Raw genomic sequence first — 16,966 nt, forward strand, 5'->3', positions numbered from 1 at the left:
CATGAGCACTTCGTGGCTGCGTCCGATGGGTCGCTGGCTGCGCTCGCTCATGACACCTCTCGGCAGGCGCGGTAGAAGTCGCGCCAGTCGGAGCGCTCGCGCACCACCGTCTCGAGGTATTCGCGCCACGCCACCCGGTCGGAGACCGGCTCCTGGACCACGGCGCCCACGATCCCGGCCGCCACGTCGGAGGGCCGCAGCACGCCGTCGCCGAAGTGGGCCGCGAGGGCGATGCCGCTGGTGAGCACCGAGATGGCCTCGGCCGTGGACAGGGTGCCGCTGGGAGACTTGACCTTGGTGCGCCCGTCCTCGGTGACGCCCGTGCGCAACTCGCGGAACACCGTCACCACCCGCCGGATCTCGGCCAGCCCGGTCGTCGTCTCCGGCAGCTCCAGGGCGCGGCCGAGCTGGATGACGCGGCGCGCGACGATGTCCACCTCCTCCTCGGCGGTGGCCGGGACCGGCAGCACGACCGTGTTGAACCGGCGGCGCAGGGCGCTGGACAGCTCGTTGACGCCCCGGTCGCGGTCGTTGGCCGTGGCGATCACGTTGAAGCCGCGTTCGGCCTGGACCTCGCGGTTGAGCTCGGGGATCGGCAGCGTCTTCTCCGACAGCACGGTGATCAGGGCGTCCTGCACGTCGGACGGCATGCGGGTGAGCTCCTCGACGCGGGCGACCCGGCCCTCGGCCATCGCGCGCATCACGGGCGAGGGGGTCAGCGCCTCGATCGAGGGGCCCTCGGCCAGCAGCCTGGCGTAGTTCCAGCCGTAGCGGATGGCCTCCTCGGCGGTGCCCGCGGTGCCCTGCACGAGCAGCGTGGAGTCGCCGCTGATCGCGGCGGCCAGGTGTTCGGACAGCCAGGTCTTCGCGGTGCCGGGCACGCCGAGCAGCAGCAGCGCGCGGTCGGTGGCCAGCGTCGCGACGGCGACCTCGACGATGCGGCGCGCGCCCACGTATTTGGGGGTGACGCGGTCTCCGTCGCCCAGGATGTACGTGGTCACGGCCCACGGGGAGAGCTTCCAGCCGGGCGGCCTCGTCCGGTCGTCGTCCTTGGCCAGGAGGGCCAGCTCCTCGGCGTACTGGTCTTCCGCGTGCGGACGCAGAACAGTCATGGGTGAAGCTCCTTGTACATGTCGGCACGGAAACGCAGCAGGGCGGCCACCTGCTGGACGGACTCCACGGGCGAGTAGCTCAGCGCCAGCGGGAACAGGGCCGGGTCGATGCGCTCGCCGGCCAGCTTGACCAGCTCGCCGAGATTCCACGGCTGCCTGGTGGCCACCTTCACGATCTTGCGGAGGACGGCCGTGGCCAGGCCCTCGCGCCAGTGGGACGACACCCCGCCCAACACCATGATCAACTGACTGTCCAAATCATGCTTTTTCACGAAATCTGCGGCGAGTTCCTGCTGCTCGTCGGGCGGCAGGGACTCCAGGAGGTCGGCGATCGGGTCCCAGCCGAACATCGCCCGCGCCCACTCCGGGTCCTTCTGCAGCACGGCGGCGCGCACCCAGGCGGCCTTCACCTCGGCGTCCCAGTCGGGGATCTTCATCTTGAGCAGCGTCGCGGGCGGGTGGCCCCAGATCGACAGCGGGGCGCGGGCGAGGATCTGCTGCAGCCACCAGGCCCGCTCGCCGATGCCCCTGGGCGGCTTGGGACGGATGCCGTCGCGCTCCATGGTCTTGTCGCACTCTCGGGGAGCCTCGACCGCGATGACCTTCCGGGAGATGGTCACGCAGGCCCGCGCCCTTTCGGCCATGCGCTGGGACATGCGCGAGCCGGGCAGGCGGGTGAGGAGGTTGGCGGCCGCCTGGCGCACCTCCCGGCGCCGGTCGTCGAGCGCGCTCTCCAGGAACGGCTCGTCGTCCATGCTCAGCCCGTCGGCCAGCACCTCCACGAACTCGGCCCGGTCGTCGGGCGTCTCGCGCTCCCACGTGCTCTCCAGCAGCCGCCTGGCCTGCCCGGGATCGGCCGTCCTGAGCGCGCGCAGGTGCGCCCGCCGGTCGGCGGCGCCGCCCAGCTCCCACGTCTCCCCGGTCGGCTCCTCCAGGAGGTAGTCCCAGGCGTCATTGAGCCCGGCCAGCCACCGGCCCCGCTGCCCGGCCAGGACCCCCAGATGCACCCGGATCGAGCGGTCGCGCCGTCCTTTCTCCAGGAGCTCGGGCAGCACGTACGGCGGCACCCTCCGGCCGGTGGCGGCGGCCGCGGCCAGCCATTCGGGCAGCAGCCGCTCGTGCTCGCCGCCCATGATCCGCACCAGCCGCTCCGCCGCCCGCCTGCCCACGGCCACCCGCTCCTCGGCAGGAGCGGCCTGGGCTTCAGGGGAGGCTCCCGGGAACGCTTCGGTGGACGCGTCCTGCGGTCCGGCCGCACCGGGCACCTGCTCCCCCTGCCCGGCCTCGCCGGGCGTCCGCTTCCGCTGCCCGGCCGCGCCGGTCTTGCGTCCGGCCCTTCTTCGCGCCACCTCCACGGCGGCGGCATCGAGCAGATCACCCTGGTACGGCCTGCGATCGGTCCCCACGAGCGCCGTCGAGGCCAGCTCCTCCCAGCCGGTCACAGGACCACCGCCGTTCCTTCGTCGTCCCACGTGGTCAGGGGCCGCAGCCCGCGCGGCGTCCATTCGACGGCCACGGTGACCGGGCGCCCTCCGGAGACGGCGATCAGCCGCCACGGGTCGCGGGCCGCGCGATGCAGCGGCAGGCCGCCGATCGAGTCGCGCCCCGGGACCACCCCGGCCAGCACGACCGGCCACGACTCGGTCCAGGGATCCTCGCCCAGCACCCCGGCCACCTCGTCGAGCGCCTGCTCCGGCGACACCCCGGGCGGCGTCCCCCCGCCGACCCCGCCCGCGACCCCGCCCGCGACCCCGCCCGCGACCCCGCCCGCGACGGAACCGTACCGGGCGGCGGTGTCCGCGCCCGGGTCATGCCGGGCGGCGACCAGCGCCCGCAAGGGGGCGGCGCCCGGGTAGTACGTGAGATCGGCCTCGATCGTCGTCCCCGTGACCAGGGAGGCGTCCAGCGGCTGCCCCTGCGGCGCGAACGACAGCACCAGAGCCGCCCGCCCGCTTCGGCGCCCCCGCAGCCAGACCCGCCGGGAGGTCAGCCGGTCCTGCTCCTCGTCCCGCCTGCCCAGCACGTCCCACTGGTCGCGCACCGCGGGCCCGGCCAGCACCTCCTCCTTGGCGACGGGAAAGCCGACCCGGCTCAGCACGGTCTCGGCCAGCGCCCCGGGCAGCTCCGCCCGACGCCGGTAGGCGACGGCGAGCAGGTGGATCAGCGCGTATTCCTCCAGCAGCCGCCCCGGCCAGTCGTCATCGGCCCGGACGCGGACCAGCCTGGAGACGACCCCCGCCACGCCGGGCGCCTGGGCGTCGATGAGCCGCTTGGCCAGCCCTTCCCATTCGTGCTCGGCGGCCCCCGCCAACCCCTGCCGCACCTGGTCGTCGAGCCACCGCTCCAGCTCGCTCAGCCCGGCGGCGACCCGCCCGTGGCGGACGGACTCCGCGCCCGGCCGCGACGATCCGCCGGACCGCCCGGCGCCGGGAGCCCCGCCGTCGCTCTCGCCCGAGGACGCCTCGGCGGCCTTCTTCGCCCGCGCCGCCTCGATCTTGGCCGCTTCCTTGGCGGCCCGCTCGGCCCGCGACTCCACCCACTCGGTCACCCACTGCGGCGCGCCCTGCTCGGCGGGCACCCCGTCGGCCGCCCACATGAGCAGCAGCCCCAGCGCGTGCTTGCACGGGAACTTCCGGCTCGGGCAGCTGCACCGGTAGGCGGGCTCGGTCAGATCGACGCAGGCGAGATAGGGCCTGGCGCCGCTGCCCTCGCACTCGCCGTACACGACCGTGCCCGTCACGCCGCACGCCGACCATTTCCCGGGCGCCGCCACCTTCTGCGCGGCAGAGCGCGACGCCGCGTCCGGGGCCAGGGCGAGCACCTGATCACGGCTCCACCGTTCGATCACCTGCCGCAGACTAGCCACCTCCACCGACATTTCGCGCCCCGTCCGCGAGATGCCCATCGGCTGGAAATGAACCACCCACCTTGTCCCGATTTATCGGCATAAACTCTCCCAGGTGGAGTTGCGCACCTACCCCGACGGCCCGTCCATCCAGGTGCCCGACGAGGCGGCGGCCCTGGCCAGCCCGCTCGACGGGCAGCTCGTCCTGGACGGAAATCTCTTCCTGCGCAGGGACGTGACGGGCGCCCCGGTGGCCTTCGTCGAGCGCCCGCCCGTCGCGGCGGCCCTGGACCTGCTCCCCCACCCCGAAGGCGGCTGGTTCAGGGAGACGTGGAGATCGTCCGTGGCCTTCCACCCGGACGGTTACCCCGGGCCTCGGTCCAGCGCCACGGGCATCTACTTCCTGCTGCACCCGGGCGAGGAGTCGGTGCCGCACATGGTCAGGTCGGACGAGGTCTGGCTGTGGCACCGCGGCGGCCCGCTGAGCCTGACGATCGGCGACTCCGTGGTGACGCTGGGGCCCGACGTGGAGGAGGGCCAGGTGCCCCAGGCGATCGTGCCCGGCGGCGTGTGGCAGTCGGCCCGCCCGGCCTCCGACGAGGCGGTACTGGTGAGCTGCATCGTGTCCCCAGGCTTCGATTTCGCCGACTTCACGGCCTAGCAAAGCCTGTATATAGGGAGGCGTGCCAGGCATTGAGGCGGCGCTGACGGCCGCGGGCACGTCGATCGCCGAACGTGCCATGCGGGAGCGGCCGGCCACCCGGGCCGCGCGCAAGGAGCGTGGTTCGGAGCTGAAGGACCTCATCCAGGGCGGCTTCCGTGACCGGCTGGCGCCCAGGAAGTTCGACAACCAGCTCCAGGGCATCGCGCTGGCGGTGGAGGGGCGGCTGGCCCGCCTGCTGGAGCAGGAGTTCCGCGGCCTGGACGAGCAGGCGCGAGCCGCCGTCCTGCTGGAGGTGGTCCACGCCCTGCGGCAGGCGGACCTGTCCGACGCCGCCCTCTTCGAGGCCGACGCCGACCCCGCCAAGCTCGCCGGGCGCGTCATCTCGCGGCTGCCGGAGCCCCGGCTCGGGGAGGCCGAGGACCAGCTGTACGAGGTGCTGCTCGCCGAATGCGTCGAGTGCCTGACGGGCATGATGCGCCAGCTCCCGCAATACGTGCCGCGGGCGGCCATGGAGAGCCTGGCCCGGCTGAGCGGCCTGGCCGAGGGCATGGAACGCCTGCTCGCCCATGCCGCTGCGCACCCTGGAGGCGCCCGAGGGCCGCCAGGACGACGACGGCCGCGCCCCCGAGCGCCTCTCGGTCGCCTCGCTCACCGGCCGCCCCACCGGGGAGCTCGCCACCGAGCGCATCGAGTCGGCGCTGGGCCGAGCGCCTCATGTTGCTGCGCGGGGACGCGGGCTCGGGGAAGAGCACGCTGCTGCGCTGGCGGTCGACCACCACCCCCACCGGCGCCCGCCGCGGGATCCGCCCTCGCAGTTGCACGTCGTTCGGCCGCACCGCCAGCCTGCCCGCGCCGCTCGAATCTCGCATCCGTACATACTGGCCGACACCTCAAAAATCGGCTGAGGTAACGTCGGCTCTCTCCCCGCACGATCAAGCCGCTCGAGCAAGGAGAGACGCATGGTCCACAAAGCCGTCATCCCCGTGGCCGGCCTCGGCTCGCGACTGCTGCCGCTGACCAGGGCGCTGCCCAAGGAGATGCTGCCGATCGGCGACAAGCCCGTCATCGAGCACACCATCCGGGAGCTCGTGGACTCCGGCATCGACGAAATCACCATCGTCACCTCGTCCCGCAAGGACCTCATTCAGCGGCACTTCGCCCCCGACGCCGACCTCGAGCTCCAGCTCCGCGCCGCCGGCAAGGACGACCTGGCCGACGCGGTGGCGGAGCTGTCGTCGCTGGCCCACATCACGTACCTGTACCAGAACGGCCCCTACGGCAACGGCACGCCCGTGCTCAACGCCGCCCGCGTCATCGGCGACGAGCCGTTCATGGTGCTGTGGGCCGACGACGTGTTCGTGGCCGAGGTGCCCCGGGCCAAGCAGCTCAAGGCCGCCTACGACGCCACCCGCGCGCCCGTGCTGGCCCTGATGCCGATGGCCGTCGAGGACGCCTCGCGCTACGGCGTGCCGATCGTCAAGGAGGACCTCGGCGGCGGCCGCCTGCTGATCTCCGGGCTGGTGGAGAAGCCGTCCCCCGAGCAGGCCCCCTCCCGGTACGCCGCCATCGGCGGATATGTCGTCACCCCGGGCGTCATCGAGGAGCTCCACGAGCAGACGCGCAGGTGGCACGAGAACCCGCAGGGCGAGATCTACCTCACCGACGCCCTGCACCGGCACGCCGCGGACCACCCCGTGTACGGGCAGGTGATCGACGGCACCTGGTGGGACACGGGCTCGCCGCTCAACTATCTCAAAGCCCAGTTCGCCGCCGCGCTCGCGCATCCGAGGTTCGGGCCGGAGCTGCGCAAACTGGCCCAGGAGAGCGGCTGACGCCTTGGGTTTTTTCCGGCGAGATGATTGTCTGACCGAAGGAACTATGAGGAGGACACCGGTGAGCCGTCAGATCGTTTCCATCGTGGGTGGCAAGGAGACGGGAAGCGCCACCACCTACCCGTCGACCAACCCCGCGCGCACCGGCGAGGTCGTGGCCCACGTCGGACTGGCCGACGCTAGCACGTTCGCCGCCGCCTGCCGCACCGCCAAGGAGGCCCAGCGCGAGTGGGCCAAGGTGCCCGCGCCCGTGCGCGGCCGGGTGATCGCCTCCATCGGCCGGCTGGTCGAGGCCAACGCCGAGCGGCTGGCCCGCCTGGTGACGGAGGAGATCGGCAAGCCGTACGCCGAGTCCCTCGGCGAGGTGCGGGAGATCGTCGACACCTGCGACTTCTTCCTGGGCGAGGGCCGCAGGCTGTACGGGCAGACCGTCCCGTCGGAGATGCCGGCCAAGAACCTGTTCACGTTCCGCAATCCGATCGGCGTGGCGGCGGTCGTCACCGCGGGCAACTTCCCGGTCGCCGTCCCCTCGTGGTACCTGGTCCCGGCGCTGCTCTGCGGCAACGCCGTGGTCTGGAAGCCCGCCGAGTACGCGGCCGCCTCGGCGCACGCCATGTTCCAGCTCTTCGCGGCCGCCGGGCTGCCCGACGGCGTGCTGAACATCGTGTTCGCCGACGGCGCCGAGACGTACCAGGGCCTGGAGCAGGCTCTCGGCGAGGGCAGCGTGCAGAAGGTCGGGTTCACCGGCTCCAGCGAGGTGGGCAGGAAGATCGGCGAGCTGACCGGGCGGCACCTGCAGTCGGCCTGCCTGGAGCTGGGCGGCAAGAACCCGATGGTGATCATGCCGGACGCCGACCTCGATCTGGCCGTGGAGGGCGCGCTGTTCTCCGGTTTCGGTACGGCCGGTCAGCGCTGCACGAGCCTGGGCACGGTGATCGTGCACGAGAGCGTGCACGACGAGTTCGTGGAGCGGTTCGCGCGGGCCGTGGGCGAGGCCAGGATCGGCGACCCCACGGAGGACGTGCTGGCGGGCCCGCTGCTCGACCAGAAGTTCGCAGATCGGTACGAGGAGTACCTGACCTGGATCCAGCCCCACCACAAGGTCGTGTCCGGAAATATCGGGAAAATTACGGGGGACAACCCGCGCCGCGACTTCGACGGCGACAGCGTCAACGGTGGGGGCCTCTACTACCACCCGGTGGTCGTCGACGGCGTCCGGCCCACCGACCGCCTGTTCCTGGAGGAGACGTTCGGCCCGATCGTCGGCGTGACCACCTTCAGCACCCTCGACGAGGCCATCGAGCTGGCCAACCTGCCCGGCTACGGCCTGTCGAGCTCCATCTACACCACCGACCCGCAGCACGCCTTCCGCTTCCGCGAGGGCATCTCGGCGGGCATGGTCAGCGTCAACAACTCGACCTCGGGCGCCGAGGCCCACCTCCCGTTCGGCGGCAACGGCAAGTCGGGCAACGGCAGCCGCCAGTCCGGCATGTGGGTGCTCGACCAGTTCACCCGCTGGCAGGCGATGAACTGGGACCACTCGGGCCGCCTGCAGAAGGCCCAGATGGACGTCACCGAGATCGAGCCCGACCTGGCCTTCCGCCTGCCGTGATCAATACGAGGAACGGGCCCCTCGGCGACGAGGGGCCCGTTCCTTCTGCTTGTGGGGGTGGGTCAGACCTGGCCGGCCTTCTCCAGGGCCGCGCAGCAGGTGTTCACCAGCAGGCGGGTGACCACGTACGGGTCGACGTTGGCGTTCGGGCGACGGTCCTCGATGTAGCCCTTCTTCTCCACCTCGACCTGCCACGGGATGCGCACGGACGCGCCGCGGTTGGACACGCCGTAGCTGTACTTGTTCCACGGGGCGGTCTCGTGGTGGCCGGTGAGGCGGGACTCGATGTCGGCGCCGTACTGGGTGACGTGCTCCATCGGCTTGTCGCCCTCACCGAGCGCCTCGCAGGCGGTGATGATGGCGTCGTAGCCCTCGCGCATGGCCTTGGTCGAGAAGTTGGTGTGCGCGCCGGCGCCGTTCCAGTCGCCGCGGGCGGGCTTGGCGTCCAGGGTGGCCTCGACGCCGAACTCCTCGGCGGTCCGGTAGAGCAGGTAGCGGGCGACCCACAGGTGGTCGGAGACCTCGAGCGGGCCGGCCGGGCCGACCTGGAACTCCCACTGGCCGGGCATGACCTCGGCGTTGATGCCGGAGATCTTCAGGCCGGCGGCGAGGCAGCGGTCGAGGTGGAGCTCGACGATCTCGCGGCCGAACACGGCCTCGGCGCCCACGCCGCAGTAGTAGTGGCCCTGCGGGGCGGGGAAGCCGCCCTCGGGGAAGCCGAGCGGGCGGCTGCCCTTGAAGAAGGTGTACTCCTGCTCGATGCCGAACCAGGAGTCCTGAGCGGCGTACTTCTCGGCGATCGGGCGGAGCAGGGCGCGGGTGTTGCTGACGTGCGCGTCGCCGTTGATCTCCTCGACCTCGGAGAGGACCAGGACGTGGTCACCGCCGCGAATCGGGTCGGGGCAGACGAACACCGGGCGGAGCACGCGGTCCGACGAGTGGCCCTCGGCCTGGTTGGTGCTGGAGCCGTCGAAGCCCCAGACCGGCGGCTCGGCCCCGTCGGCGAGGATCCTCGTCTTCGAGCGCAGCAGAGCCGTGGGCTCGGTGCCGTCGATCCAGATGTACTCAGCCTTGTAGCTCACGGCGGTCCTTTTCTTCACGGTGTTTCACAGCCACGCCGAGTCTTACGGACAGCCGTTTCCCGGTTTTTGCCCGAATGTGAACGCCGTGTTAATCGGGCCGCGAAAAGGTAAAGGATGCGACGACGGCGCATGGCGCGGCGCCGGGGGCACCACGCCATGCTGTCAGAGCCGTCGCCTCAGGTACGGCCCTCCGTCCCGTTCCCGTCGTAGCCGAGCAGCCGCATGGCCGTGTCGGGATCCATCGCCGCCGCCAGGAGCTGGGCGCGGGCGTGGGCCTGGTCGCGTTCGCGTTCGGCCTTGGCCTGCGCGGCGCGTACCCCCTTGATCGCGACGAACGCGAGCCCGGCGCCCACGATCACCGCGACCACCACGACGAACAGCAGGAGCAGCAGCCCCGGCGAGGCCACGGTGGAGGTGGCCGCGTTCGTGCCGACGCCCGCCACCGTGCCCGTCACCGCGAGCGCCGCGATGATGGACAGCGCCACGAGCCCGAGCAGGCTGGCGACGACCAGCCAGACCCGGCCCGCGCGCCGCCGCGCCGGGGGCGGGACCGGAGCCGCGGTCGGTGTCCCCACCACGACGGGCATGGGCGTGGGAGGCGGCGAGGCGGCCGCCCACGGCACGAACTCGGGGCGTTCGGCCGCCTCTCCGTTCACGTCGATCGTGATGGGGGCCGGAGCCTGGATGACCGAGGGCTGCGCCGTCGGCGGCGCCAGCTGGACCGCCGTGACGCCGGGGCCGCCGGAGGCGACCGGCTGCAGCTCCACCGGCTCCTCCACCGGCCCGGGCAGGTCCCGCTCGATGTGGCTGTGCTCCTTGTGGGCCCTGGCCGCGTCGCGGTGGTAGTCCTCCAGCTCCCGGCAGAGCTCGTCGGAGGCGTAGATCGTGCCGTCGATGAGCGGCCCGGGCTCCCTGCGGATGATGGCCACCACGTCGTCGCCGTTGAGCGTCTTGTGCGTCTCCAGCGCGTGCGCCACGCAGAGCACCTCCCTGCGGTGCTCCTGCAGCAGTTCCTCGGTCTTCTCCAGCAGCCGCACCAGGTTGAACTCGATCCGCTCCCCCAGGACGTCGGGGGTCAGGTCGGGCTGGTTCCTGGCGGGCTCCCGCTCGGTGATGCCGATCGAGCCGCCGGCGCCCGGACGGGCCTTGCGCATGGCCTTGCCGCCCATGATCTCCAGCTCCTGGAGGGCCGGCAGCGAGGTGACGCCGGAGCCCATGCCCCAGTACGACTCCATCATGGCGGTCAGGTAGGTGGCCGAGTACAGGTCGCCGGAGACGCCGGAGGAGTTGTCCTCGCCGAAGAACATCCGCTCGCCGGCCAGCGAGGCCAGGGAGACCATGATGTCGGCCTCGTGCTCGGACTTCCACCGGGTGAACTGGTCCTCGGGCTTGATCGAGGCGACCATGCCCAGGTAGTCGGCGCCCTTCTCGATGGTGGCGATGTCGATCTCGAGGTGGAAGCGGGTCACGTACGCCACGACGGCGTGGCAGGCCTCGTGCACGGCCACGGCGTGCCGCTCGCGCTCGATGTACTCGACGTCCTCGGGCGGGCCGAGCTGCTTGAGCCGCTTGGCCCGCAGCACGTCCGACCAGGTGATGATCTCGCGCCCGTCCCTGATGGCGGTGATCAGCGACTCGTTGACCAGGTCCTTGATCGTGGCGCCGGTGGCGTACGGGGTGATCGTGGCCAGCTTGTCGATCTGCTCGGGCGTGAGCTCGTGCCACACCTTGTCGAAATAGCCCTGGTACGTACGGACCCGACCGGCCTTGGACGGGTAGCCGACCTTGTAGATGCGGTCGATGCGGCCCGGCCGCAGCAGCGCCTCGTCGAGCGCGTCCGGCCGGTTCGTGGCCATCATGACGAGAATGCGGTATTTGGGCGGCGGCTTGGGCCGCATGCCGAGCAGCCGGCGGACGAGCCGGTTGAAGAACCCGCGCGGCTTCTTGAGCCCGGACAGCTCGGTGAGCAGCGCCTGGAGCGTGCCGGGGTCGCCCGAGCCGTTCATGCCGCCGCCCATGAAGAAGCGGTTGCGCCGCTCCGGCTCGTCGGGCGATTCGCGCCTGGCCCGGAAGGCCAGCACCTGGCGGGTCTCCTCGGACAGGTAGTTGAGCCCGTGGCAGCCGTTGACGCCGGACAGGCCGGAGAAGCCGCCCTGTCCGGGCGGGCCCTGCTGGGCGAGCCGGCCGCGCTTGCCGAGCGAGTCGGCCTCGTCGAAGAAGACGATCACGCCGCCGTACCGGAGCGCCAGCTTGCGGAGCTTCCTGAACAGGGCCTTGACCTTCAGGATGCCGACGCCCATGAACATGTTCGTGAACGCGCCCGGATCCACGAACACGTACGGCTTGCCGGTCTCGCCCGCGACAGCCTCGGCCATGAGGGTCTTGCCGGTGCCCGGCGGCCCCCACAGCAGCAGGCCGCTGGGGACGTACCCGCCGCGCCGCTCGATCTCGTCGGGGCGTTCGAGGAAGACGATGTTCTCCCGGACGCGCTCGACCACGTGGTCCTGCCCCCACACGTCGTTGAAGCGGGTCTTGATGTCGTCGGGGAAGTACGTCTCCACCCCGCCCCTGGACAGGAACCAGAACAGGCCCACGAACTGGATGATGACCACGAAGAACAGGAAGACGATCTGGATGAGGAACGGCATCGCGTTCCAGAGCAGCGCCGGCGCCTGCATCACCGCCACGAACGGGCTGACGTCCAGCACCGCCCCCAGCACCAGGGCCGTCAGCACCACGAAGAAGGCGATCTTGAGCGCCCGCGAGAGGCGGTACCTCGTCCAGTCGTCGAAGCGCCGGTGCGTCCAGCGCTCGAAGCCGCCGAACACCCGCTGGCTCCAGAAGCGGTGGTAGGCCGACCAGTGCTCACTGACCAGGAAGTGGAGCTGCCGCGCGACCTCCACGCCGAGCAGCCAGAAGATCCATTGGTATTCGTACGCGATCTTCTGGGTCGCCTCGATGAACGTGACGACGCCCTGCCAGTCGGCCATCGTCTTCCACGTGAGGATGAGGTAGGCCACCACCAGGGCGATGAGGAATTTGCTCCGGTCCCAGAACTGCATCTTCTTTCTGGTCACGGATTCGGGGTCGGAGGGCCCGCTGCCGGGGGCACGCAGCCCTTCGTGGTGATTGGTCGTGGTCAATGGTGCTCCCTCATCCAGGCAGCCGGAGCAGCTTGAACGTACTCTCGATCTTGTCGAACTCGGCGGCGCGCTTCCGGAAACAGACGGATTGGCAGCCGATGAGCATGACGGAGACCGTGGCGCCCTTCTCGTCGAGGATGGCGGTCTGGTCGAACGTCTGGACGTCGTCGCCGATCTGGTACTCGAAGCGGACCCGGACGCCCCTGGCGCCGTTGTCCATCGTCATGACCTCGTCGTTGATGAGGACGAAGTTCTTGAACATCGACGGCTGGCCCGTCGCCATGGCCTGCTGCGCGTAGAGCTCGCGCACCTGCGAGGTCACCGGCAGCACGAAGTCGCGCAGCCGGTTCAGCGAGATCGCGTCCCGCTGCTCCTCCGTGAGCTGGTGCACGGTGGCGTAGACGAACGGCTCCGCCGAGCCGAGCAGGTGGTTGACCGACGGCTCCGCGGCCTGGTCGAAGGCGGTCGACCACACCCGCTGGGCCCGCAGGAGGGCCGCCTCCGAGTTCGGATGGTCGCCGGACAGGTACAGCTCAATGGGATAGGCGTTGAGCTGCGTGAACGAGGACGGCACCTTGAAGTAGGTCGTGCCCGCCTTGTCGCGTACGTAATGGAATTCGGGCTGTCCGGCGCACGCGGACAGCATCAGGATCGCGACCGTGACCGCGATCAAACCCCGTGCCTTTTTCACCAGGGCTTACCTCCGCTTTACGGACCAACGGAGTTGTTGTGCCCGCTTTCCGACGCAATGAGCGCGAAGGGGAAGGAAAAATCTTGACCAAATCTTGGCCATGCCTTGGCTTTACTTGTTACAGATCAATTAAGGCTTCGTGCACGCTCCGTAGCACTCCGTGGCGGGGTCACCTCGGGGGCCGGTTCATGTGGCTACAACGTTCATGCAACCCCCATTGGTTCAACTGGGGAAGTAGCGAAAGATATGAGGATCCCTTCCGACCGCCCCGGGAGCGCACAATGTCAGAACCCGCAATGGAGACCGTCGACTCCTTCGGCATGACGGCGGAACGCCAGTTCGCCGAAGTCTGGTCGAGGACGGTCCTGTCGGTGCGGGAGCGCCGCCTGCTCCTTCTCGGGCTGCTCGTCGGCCAGGGCCTCCACGAGCAGACGGACGTCCAGCTCGACACCGCGCTGCGCGCGTGCGAGCTCACCGAGACCGAGTTGCGCGAGGTGGTCGTCTTCCTGACGCTCTACGCGGGCTGGGCCCGGGGGAGCAAGCTGAACGACCAGGTCGAGGGGCTGATCGAGCGGGTCAGGCAGGCTCGATCCGGTAGAGCGGACCACGCAGGCTGAGCGCGTACAGCTCGCCGTCGTGCCCCTCGCCGAACGACGAGAGCTGCTCGACCTTCCCGACCTCGGCCCCCTCCCGCGGCGCGTCGGCGGGTGCGGCCTTGATCCAGCCGGCGCAGAAGTCGCCGTACAGGAACCGGCCCCGCAGCCAGGGGATCTTCTCGCCGCGGTAGACGTACCCGGCGATGACGGAGCAGTTTCCGCCCTCGTCCAGGGAGTACGTGATCACCGGGTCGACCATGTCGCGGCCCTTCGCGCCCCGGAAGCGGCTCTTGCCCTCGCGGGCGTTCCAGCCGTAGTTCTCGCCGCCCCGCGAGCCGGCCGGCTGGCGGTCGACCTCCTCCCAGGCGTTCTGCCCGACGTCGCCGATCCACAGGTCTCCCGTGTCGCGGTCGAAGCCGAACCGCCAGGGGTTACGGAGCCCGTAAGCCCATATTTCGGGTTTTGCGCCTTTCTGGTCGGCGAACGGGTTGTCCTCCGGGATCTTGTACGGCCGGCCGCCGCGCGGATCGATGCGCAGGATCTTGCCCAGCAGGGTCGTCAGGTCCTGGCCGTTGCCCTGGGGGTCGCCGGCGCTGCCGCCGTCGCCGAGCGCGATGTAGAGGTGGCCGTCGGGGCCGAAGGCGAGCTGACCGCCGTTGTGGTTGGGGTAGGGCTGGTCCTGGGTGAGCACGTCGCGCCTGGCCGTGGCCTTGGAGCCGTCGAAGGCCCATTCGGTGACATGGGTGCGGCCCCGCGCGTCGGTCCAGTCGAGGTAGACCCAGCGGCCGGAGGGGTGGAACGCGACGCCGAGCAGGCCCTGCTCGTTGCCCCCGCTCACCTCGCGCGACAGGTCGATCACGACGTCGCCGTCGGAGGTGCGCAGCCTGCCGGTCTGCTCGGCGACGTAGAGGCGGTCGTCGCCCTTGCGCACGGCGAACGCCACCGGCTGCTCCAGCTTGGCGATCTGCTTGAAGCGCAACTTCCCGCGCTCCGGGGGATCCGTCTCGGCGGGCTCCGGCGTCGGAGCGGCGCTCTCCACGGGGTCGAGCGGGACCGGCGCCGGCTCCTGCGCGCACGCGGTGAGGGTCACGAGGACGAAGGCCGCTAAGGCCGCCACGGGTCGCACGGAGCCCATCCTCGCACGGCGTTAGGGTTCAGGTATGCCTACCGCATTGATCACCGGCGCGACCTCCGGCCTCGGCGCCGCCTTCGCCCGGCGCCTGGCCGCCGACGGCTTCTCGCTCGTCCTGGTGTCCCGCGACGAGCAACGGCTCTCCGAGAGCGCCGACCAGCTCAAGCTCCGGTACGGCGTCGCCGCCGAGGTGCTGCCCGCCGACCTCGCCACCGAGGAGGGCCTGGCCAGGGTGGAGTCCAGGATCGCCGGCGGCGTCGACCTGCTGGTCAACAACGCCGGCTTCGGCCACCCGGGCCGCTTCCCCGAGGTCCCGGTCGAGGACGAGGTGCGCATGCTCAAGCTGCACTGCGAGGCCGTGCTGAGGCTGACGCTGGCGGCGCTGCCCGGCATGCGGGAGCGCGACCGGGGCGCGATCGTCAACGTGGCCTCGGTGGCGGCGTTCTTCACGCGGGGCACCTACAGCGCGTCCAAGGCGTGGGTGGTGAACTTCAGCGAGTCCGCCGCCAACGAGGTGGGCAACCCGCGCATCAAGATCATGGCGCTCTGCCCCGGTTTCGTGCGGACCGAGTTCCACCAGCGGGCCTCGATGGACGTCTCGGGGATCCCCGGGTTCCTGTGGCTGAAGGCCGACGACGTGGTGCGGGAGGGCATGCGGGACCTGGCGCTGGGCAAGCGGGTCTCCGTACCCGACCTGCGTTACAAGGCCATCGTCGCGATCGGCAAGCTCGTGCCGCGCGGCCTGCAGTCCCGCGTCTCGGCGAGCCTCGGCCGCTGACCCCCGTACCAGGACCCGACGGAACGGCCCCCGCCGCATGGAACGGGCCCCCGCCGCGGGAGGGGGTCGCGGTGGGGGCCCGAGCGGCCGTGAGCGGGGCTCACGGCCGGGAATGCAGGAGTCGGCTAGCGGTTGGCCTCGTGGCCGATCGACAGGCCGCTCTCGGGGTCGAAGAAGTGCAGGTTGTGCGTGTCGAGGACCAGGTCGATGTTCTGGCCGGGACGGGCGTGGCTGCGGGCGTTGACGCGGGCGGTCCACAGGGACTTGTCGCCCGACAGCGGCAGCGCGGCCTCTTCGTCGTCACCCGCGTCGGCGGCGGCGACGGTGTCCTTGTGCTCGACCGGCGGGGCGTCGATCAGGAACAGCACGTTGATCTCGGAGCCCAGCTCCTCGGTGACCTCCGCCTTGACCGGCAGCGTGGCCCAGCCGTTGGCGTGGTTGCCGGCCGAGGCCGCGTCCTCGAAGTCGGAGGGGCGGATGCCGAGGATGATCTTCTTGCCGATGTACTGGTCGAGGCCCGGCTTGTCGGAGAAGGTCGACTCGGGGATCGGCAGCTTGATGCCGGCGAAGGAGACGGCGGCGGCGCCGCCGTCGCGGATGAGCTCGGCGGTGGCGAAGTTCATCGAGGGCGAGCCCATGAAGCCGGCGACGAAGAGGTTGACCGGCTTGTCGAACAGGTTCTGCGGGGTGTCGACCTGCTGGAGCAGACCGTCGCGCAGCACGCAGACGCGGTCGCCGAGGGTCATGGCCTCGACCTGGTCGTGGGTGACGTACACGGTGGTGACGCCGAGGCGCTCGTGCATCTGGTTGAGCGAGGCGCGCATGGAGACGCGGAGCTTGGCGTCCAGGTTGGACAGCGGCTCGTCCATGAGGAAGGCCTGCGGCTCACGCACGATGGCGCGGCCCATGGCGACACGCTGGCGCTGACCACCGGAGAGGGCGGCCGGCTTGCGCTTGAGGTAGGTCTCGAGGCCGAGCATCTTGGCGGCCTCGTTGACCCGCTTCTGGATCTCCGGCTTGGGCATCTTGCGGAGCTTGAGGCCGAAGGCGAGGTTCTCCTCGACCGTCATGTGGGGGTAGAGCGCGTAGTTCTGGAAGACCATCGCGATGTCGCGGTCCTTGGGCGGGAGGTGGTTGACCACCTTCTCGCCGATGGCGATCTCGCCACCGCTGATGTCCTCGAGGCCCGCGATCATCCGGAGGGCGGTCGACTTACCGCAACCGGATGGGCCTACCAGGACCATGAACTCGCCGTCCTTGATCTCAAGGTTGAGCCCGTTCACGGCCTTCACGCCACCGGCGTAGACCTTGTCGACGTTCGTCAGAACGATGGATGCCATGACATTCCTTCGCGCTCCAGGGCGGTGGCCCGGACGTTGTTACCGTGACCCACTCACGTGGATACGTTTTCAAGCATCTCACCCGAAACGGACATCGGTGTCAAGGGTTACCGCGTGACCAGCCGTTGTGGATGCGCGA

The 16,966-nt window shown here is 70.6% G+C and carries 14 protein-coding genes; 6 read left to right on the top strand and 8 right to left on the bottom strand.

Features of this window, described 5'->3' with window-relative positions:
- Nucleotides 1-47: 47 nt before the first annotated feature.
- The 3 genes from ACFKCF_RS41425 to ACFKCF_RS41435 are packed head-to-tail and all read right to left on the bottom strand — an operon-like array spanning nt 48 to nt 3,960.
- Complete coding sequence (locus tag ACFKCF_RS41425) at nt 48-1,112, bottom strand: AAA family ATPase (RefSeq protein ID WP_394500821.1); 1,065 nt, start codon at nt 1,110-1,112, stop codon at nt 48-50.
- Nucleotides 1,109-2,554: a DUF5691 domain-containing protein gene (locus ACFKCF_RS41430; protein ID WP_394500822.1), complete on the bottom strand. Its 1,446-nt coding sequence runs from the start codon at nt 2,552-2,554 to the stop codon at nt 1,109-1,111. The genes ACFKCF_RS41425 and ACFKCF_RS41430 overlap by 4 nt, the downstream gene beginning before the upstream one ends.
- Nucleotides 2,551-3,960 (bottom strand): SWIM zinc finger family protein, encoded by a 1,410-nt coding sequence (locus ACFKCF_RS41435; RefSeq protein ID WP_394500823.1) that lies wholly within the window; start codon nt 3,958-3,960, stop codon nt 2,551-2,553. The genes ACFKCF_RS41430 and ACFKCF_RS41435 overlap by 4 nt, the downstream gene beginning before the upstream one ends.
- A gap of 112 nt (nt 3,961-4,072) precedes the next feature.
- On the opposite strand from ACFKCF_RS41435, the gene ACFKCF_RS41440 reads away from it, so the two are divergent.
- The 4 genes from ACFKCF_RS41440 (at nt 4,073) to ACFKCF_RS41455 (ending at nt 8,065) form a co-directional block, all read left to right on the top strand.
- Nucleotides 4,073-4,618, top strand: a complete 546-nt coding sequence (locus ACFKCF_RS41440; protein WP_394500824.1) for a cupin domain-containing protein — start codon at nt 4,073-4,075, stop codon at nt 4,616-4,618.
- Nucleotides 4,619-4,640: 22 nt separating this feature from the next.
- Nucleotides 4,641-5,531: a hypothetical protein gene (locus tag ACFKCF_RS41445; protein ID WP_394500825.1), complete on the top strand. Its 891-nt coding sequence runs from the start codon at nt 4,641-4,643 to the stop codon at nt 5,529-5,531.
- Nucleotides 5,532-5,580: 49 nt separating this feature from the next.
- On the top strand, nt 5,581-6,453 hold the full coding sequence (locus ACFKCF_RS41450) for a UTP--glucose-1-phosphate uridylyltransferase (RefSeq protein WP_394500826.1): 873 nt from the start codon (nt 5,581-5,583) through the stop codon (nt 6,451-6,453).
- Nucleotides 6,454-6,514: 61 nt separating this feature from the next.
- A complete protein-coding gene (locus ACFKCF_RS41455) occupies nt 6,515-8,065 on the top strand; it encodes an aldehyde dehydrogenase family protein (RefSeq protein ID WP_394500827.1) in 1,551 nt (516 codons plus the stop codon).
- A 62-nt stretch (nt 8,066-8,127) separates the two neighbouring features.
- Here the strand turns inward: ACFKCF_RS41455 and glnII are convergent, their stop codons facing one another.
- From glnII to ACFKCF_RS41470, 3 genes are all read right to left on the bottom strand, one after another.
- Nucleotides 8,128-9,147, bottom strand: coding sequence for a glutamine synthetase (glnII, locus tag ACFKCF_RS41460; protein ID WP_394500828.1), 1,020 nt, complete (start codon nt 9,145-9,147; stop codon nt 8,128-8,130).
- A 176-nt stretch (nt 9,148-9,323) separates the two neighbouring features.
- Nucleotides 9,324-12,290, bottom strand: coding sequence for an AAA family ATPase (locus ACFKCF_RS41465; protein WP_394500829.1), 2,967 nt, complete (start codon nt 12,288-12,290; stop codon nt 9,324-9,326).
- Nucleotides 12,291-12,300: 10 nt separating this feature from the next.
- The gene (locus tag ACFKCF_RS41470; RefSeq protein ID WP_394500830.1) at nt 12,301-12,981 is read right to left on the bottom strand and encodes a hypothetical protein; all 681 of its coding nucleotides are present in this window, start codon (nt 12,979-12,981) and stop codon (nt 12,301-12,303) included.
- 281 nt (nt 12,982-13,262) lie between these two features.
- Between ACFKCF_RS41470 and ACFKCF_RS41475 the strand changes: the two genes are divergently transcribed.
- Nucleotides 13,263-13,598: a carboxymuconolactone decarboxylase family protein gene (locus ACFKCF_RS41475; RefSeq protein ID WP_394500831.1), complete on the top strand. Its 336-nt coding sequence runs from the start codon at nt 13,263-13,265 to the stop codon at nt 13,596-13,598.
- Here the strand turns inward: ACFKCF_RS41475 and ACFKCF_RS41480 are convergent.
- A complete protein-coding gene (locus tag ACFKCF_RS41480; RefSeq protein WP_394500832.1) occupies nt 13,558-14,703 on the bottom strand; it encodes a PQQ-dependent sugar dehydrogenase in 1,146 nt (381 codons plus the stop codon). The genes ACFKCF_RS41475 and ACFKCF_RS41480 overlap by 41 nt on opposite strands.
- Nucleotides 14,704-14,737: 34 nt before the next feature.
- Here ACFKCF_RS41480 and ACFKCF_RS41485 point away from each other — a divergent pair, with 34 nt between their 5' ends.
- Nucleotides 14,738-15,487, top strand: a complete 750-nt coding sequence (locus tag ACFKCF_RS41485) for an SDR family NAD(P)-dependent oxidoreductase (RefSeq protein WP_394500833.1) — start codon at nt 14,738-14,740, stop codon at nt 15,485-15,487.
- Nucleotides 15,488-15,612: 125 nt separating this feature from the next.
- Here ACFKCF_RS41485 and ACFKCF_RS41490 read toward each other — a convergent pair whose 3' ends face one another.
- Complete coding sequence (locus ACFKCF_RS41490; RefSeq protein WP_394500834.1) at nt 15,613-16,827, bottom strand: ABC transporter ATP-binding protein; 1,215 nt, start codon at nt 16,825-16,827, stop codon at nt 15,613-15,615.
- Nucleotides 16,828-16,966 lie beyond the last annotated feature (139 nt).

It is taken from the genome of Nonomuraea sp. JJY05 (assembly GCF_043496855.1).
Taxonomy (GTDB): Bacteria; Actinomycetota; Actinomycetes; order Streptosporangiales; family Streptosporangiaceae; genus Nonomuraea.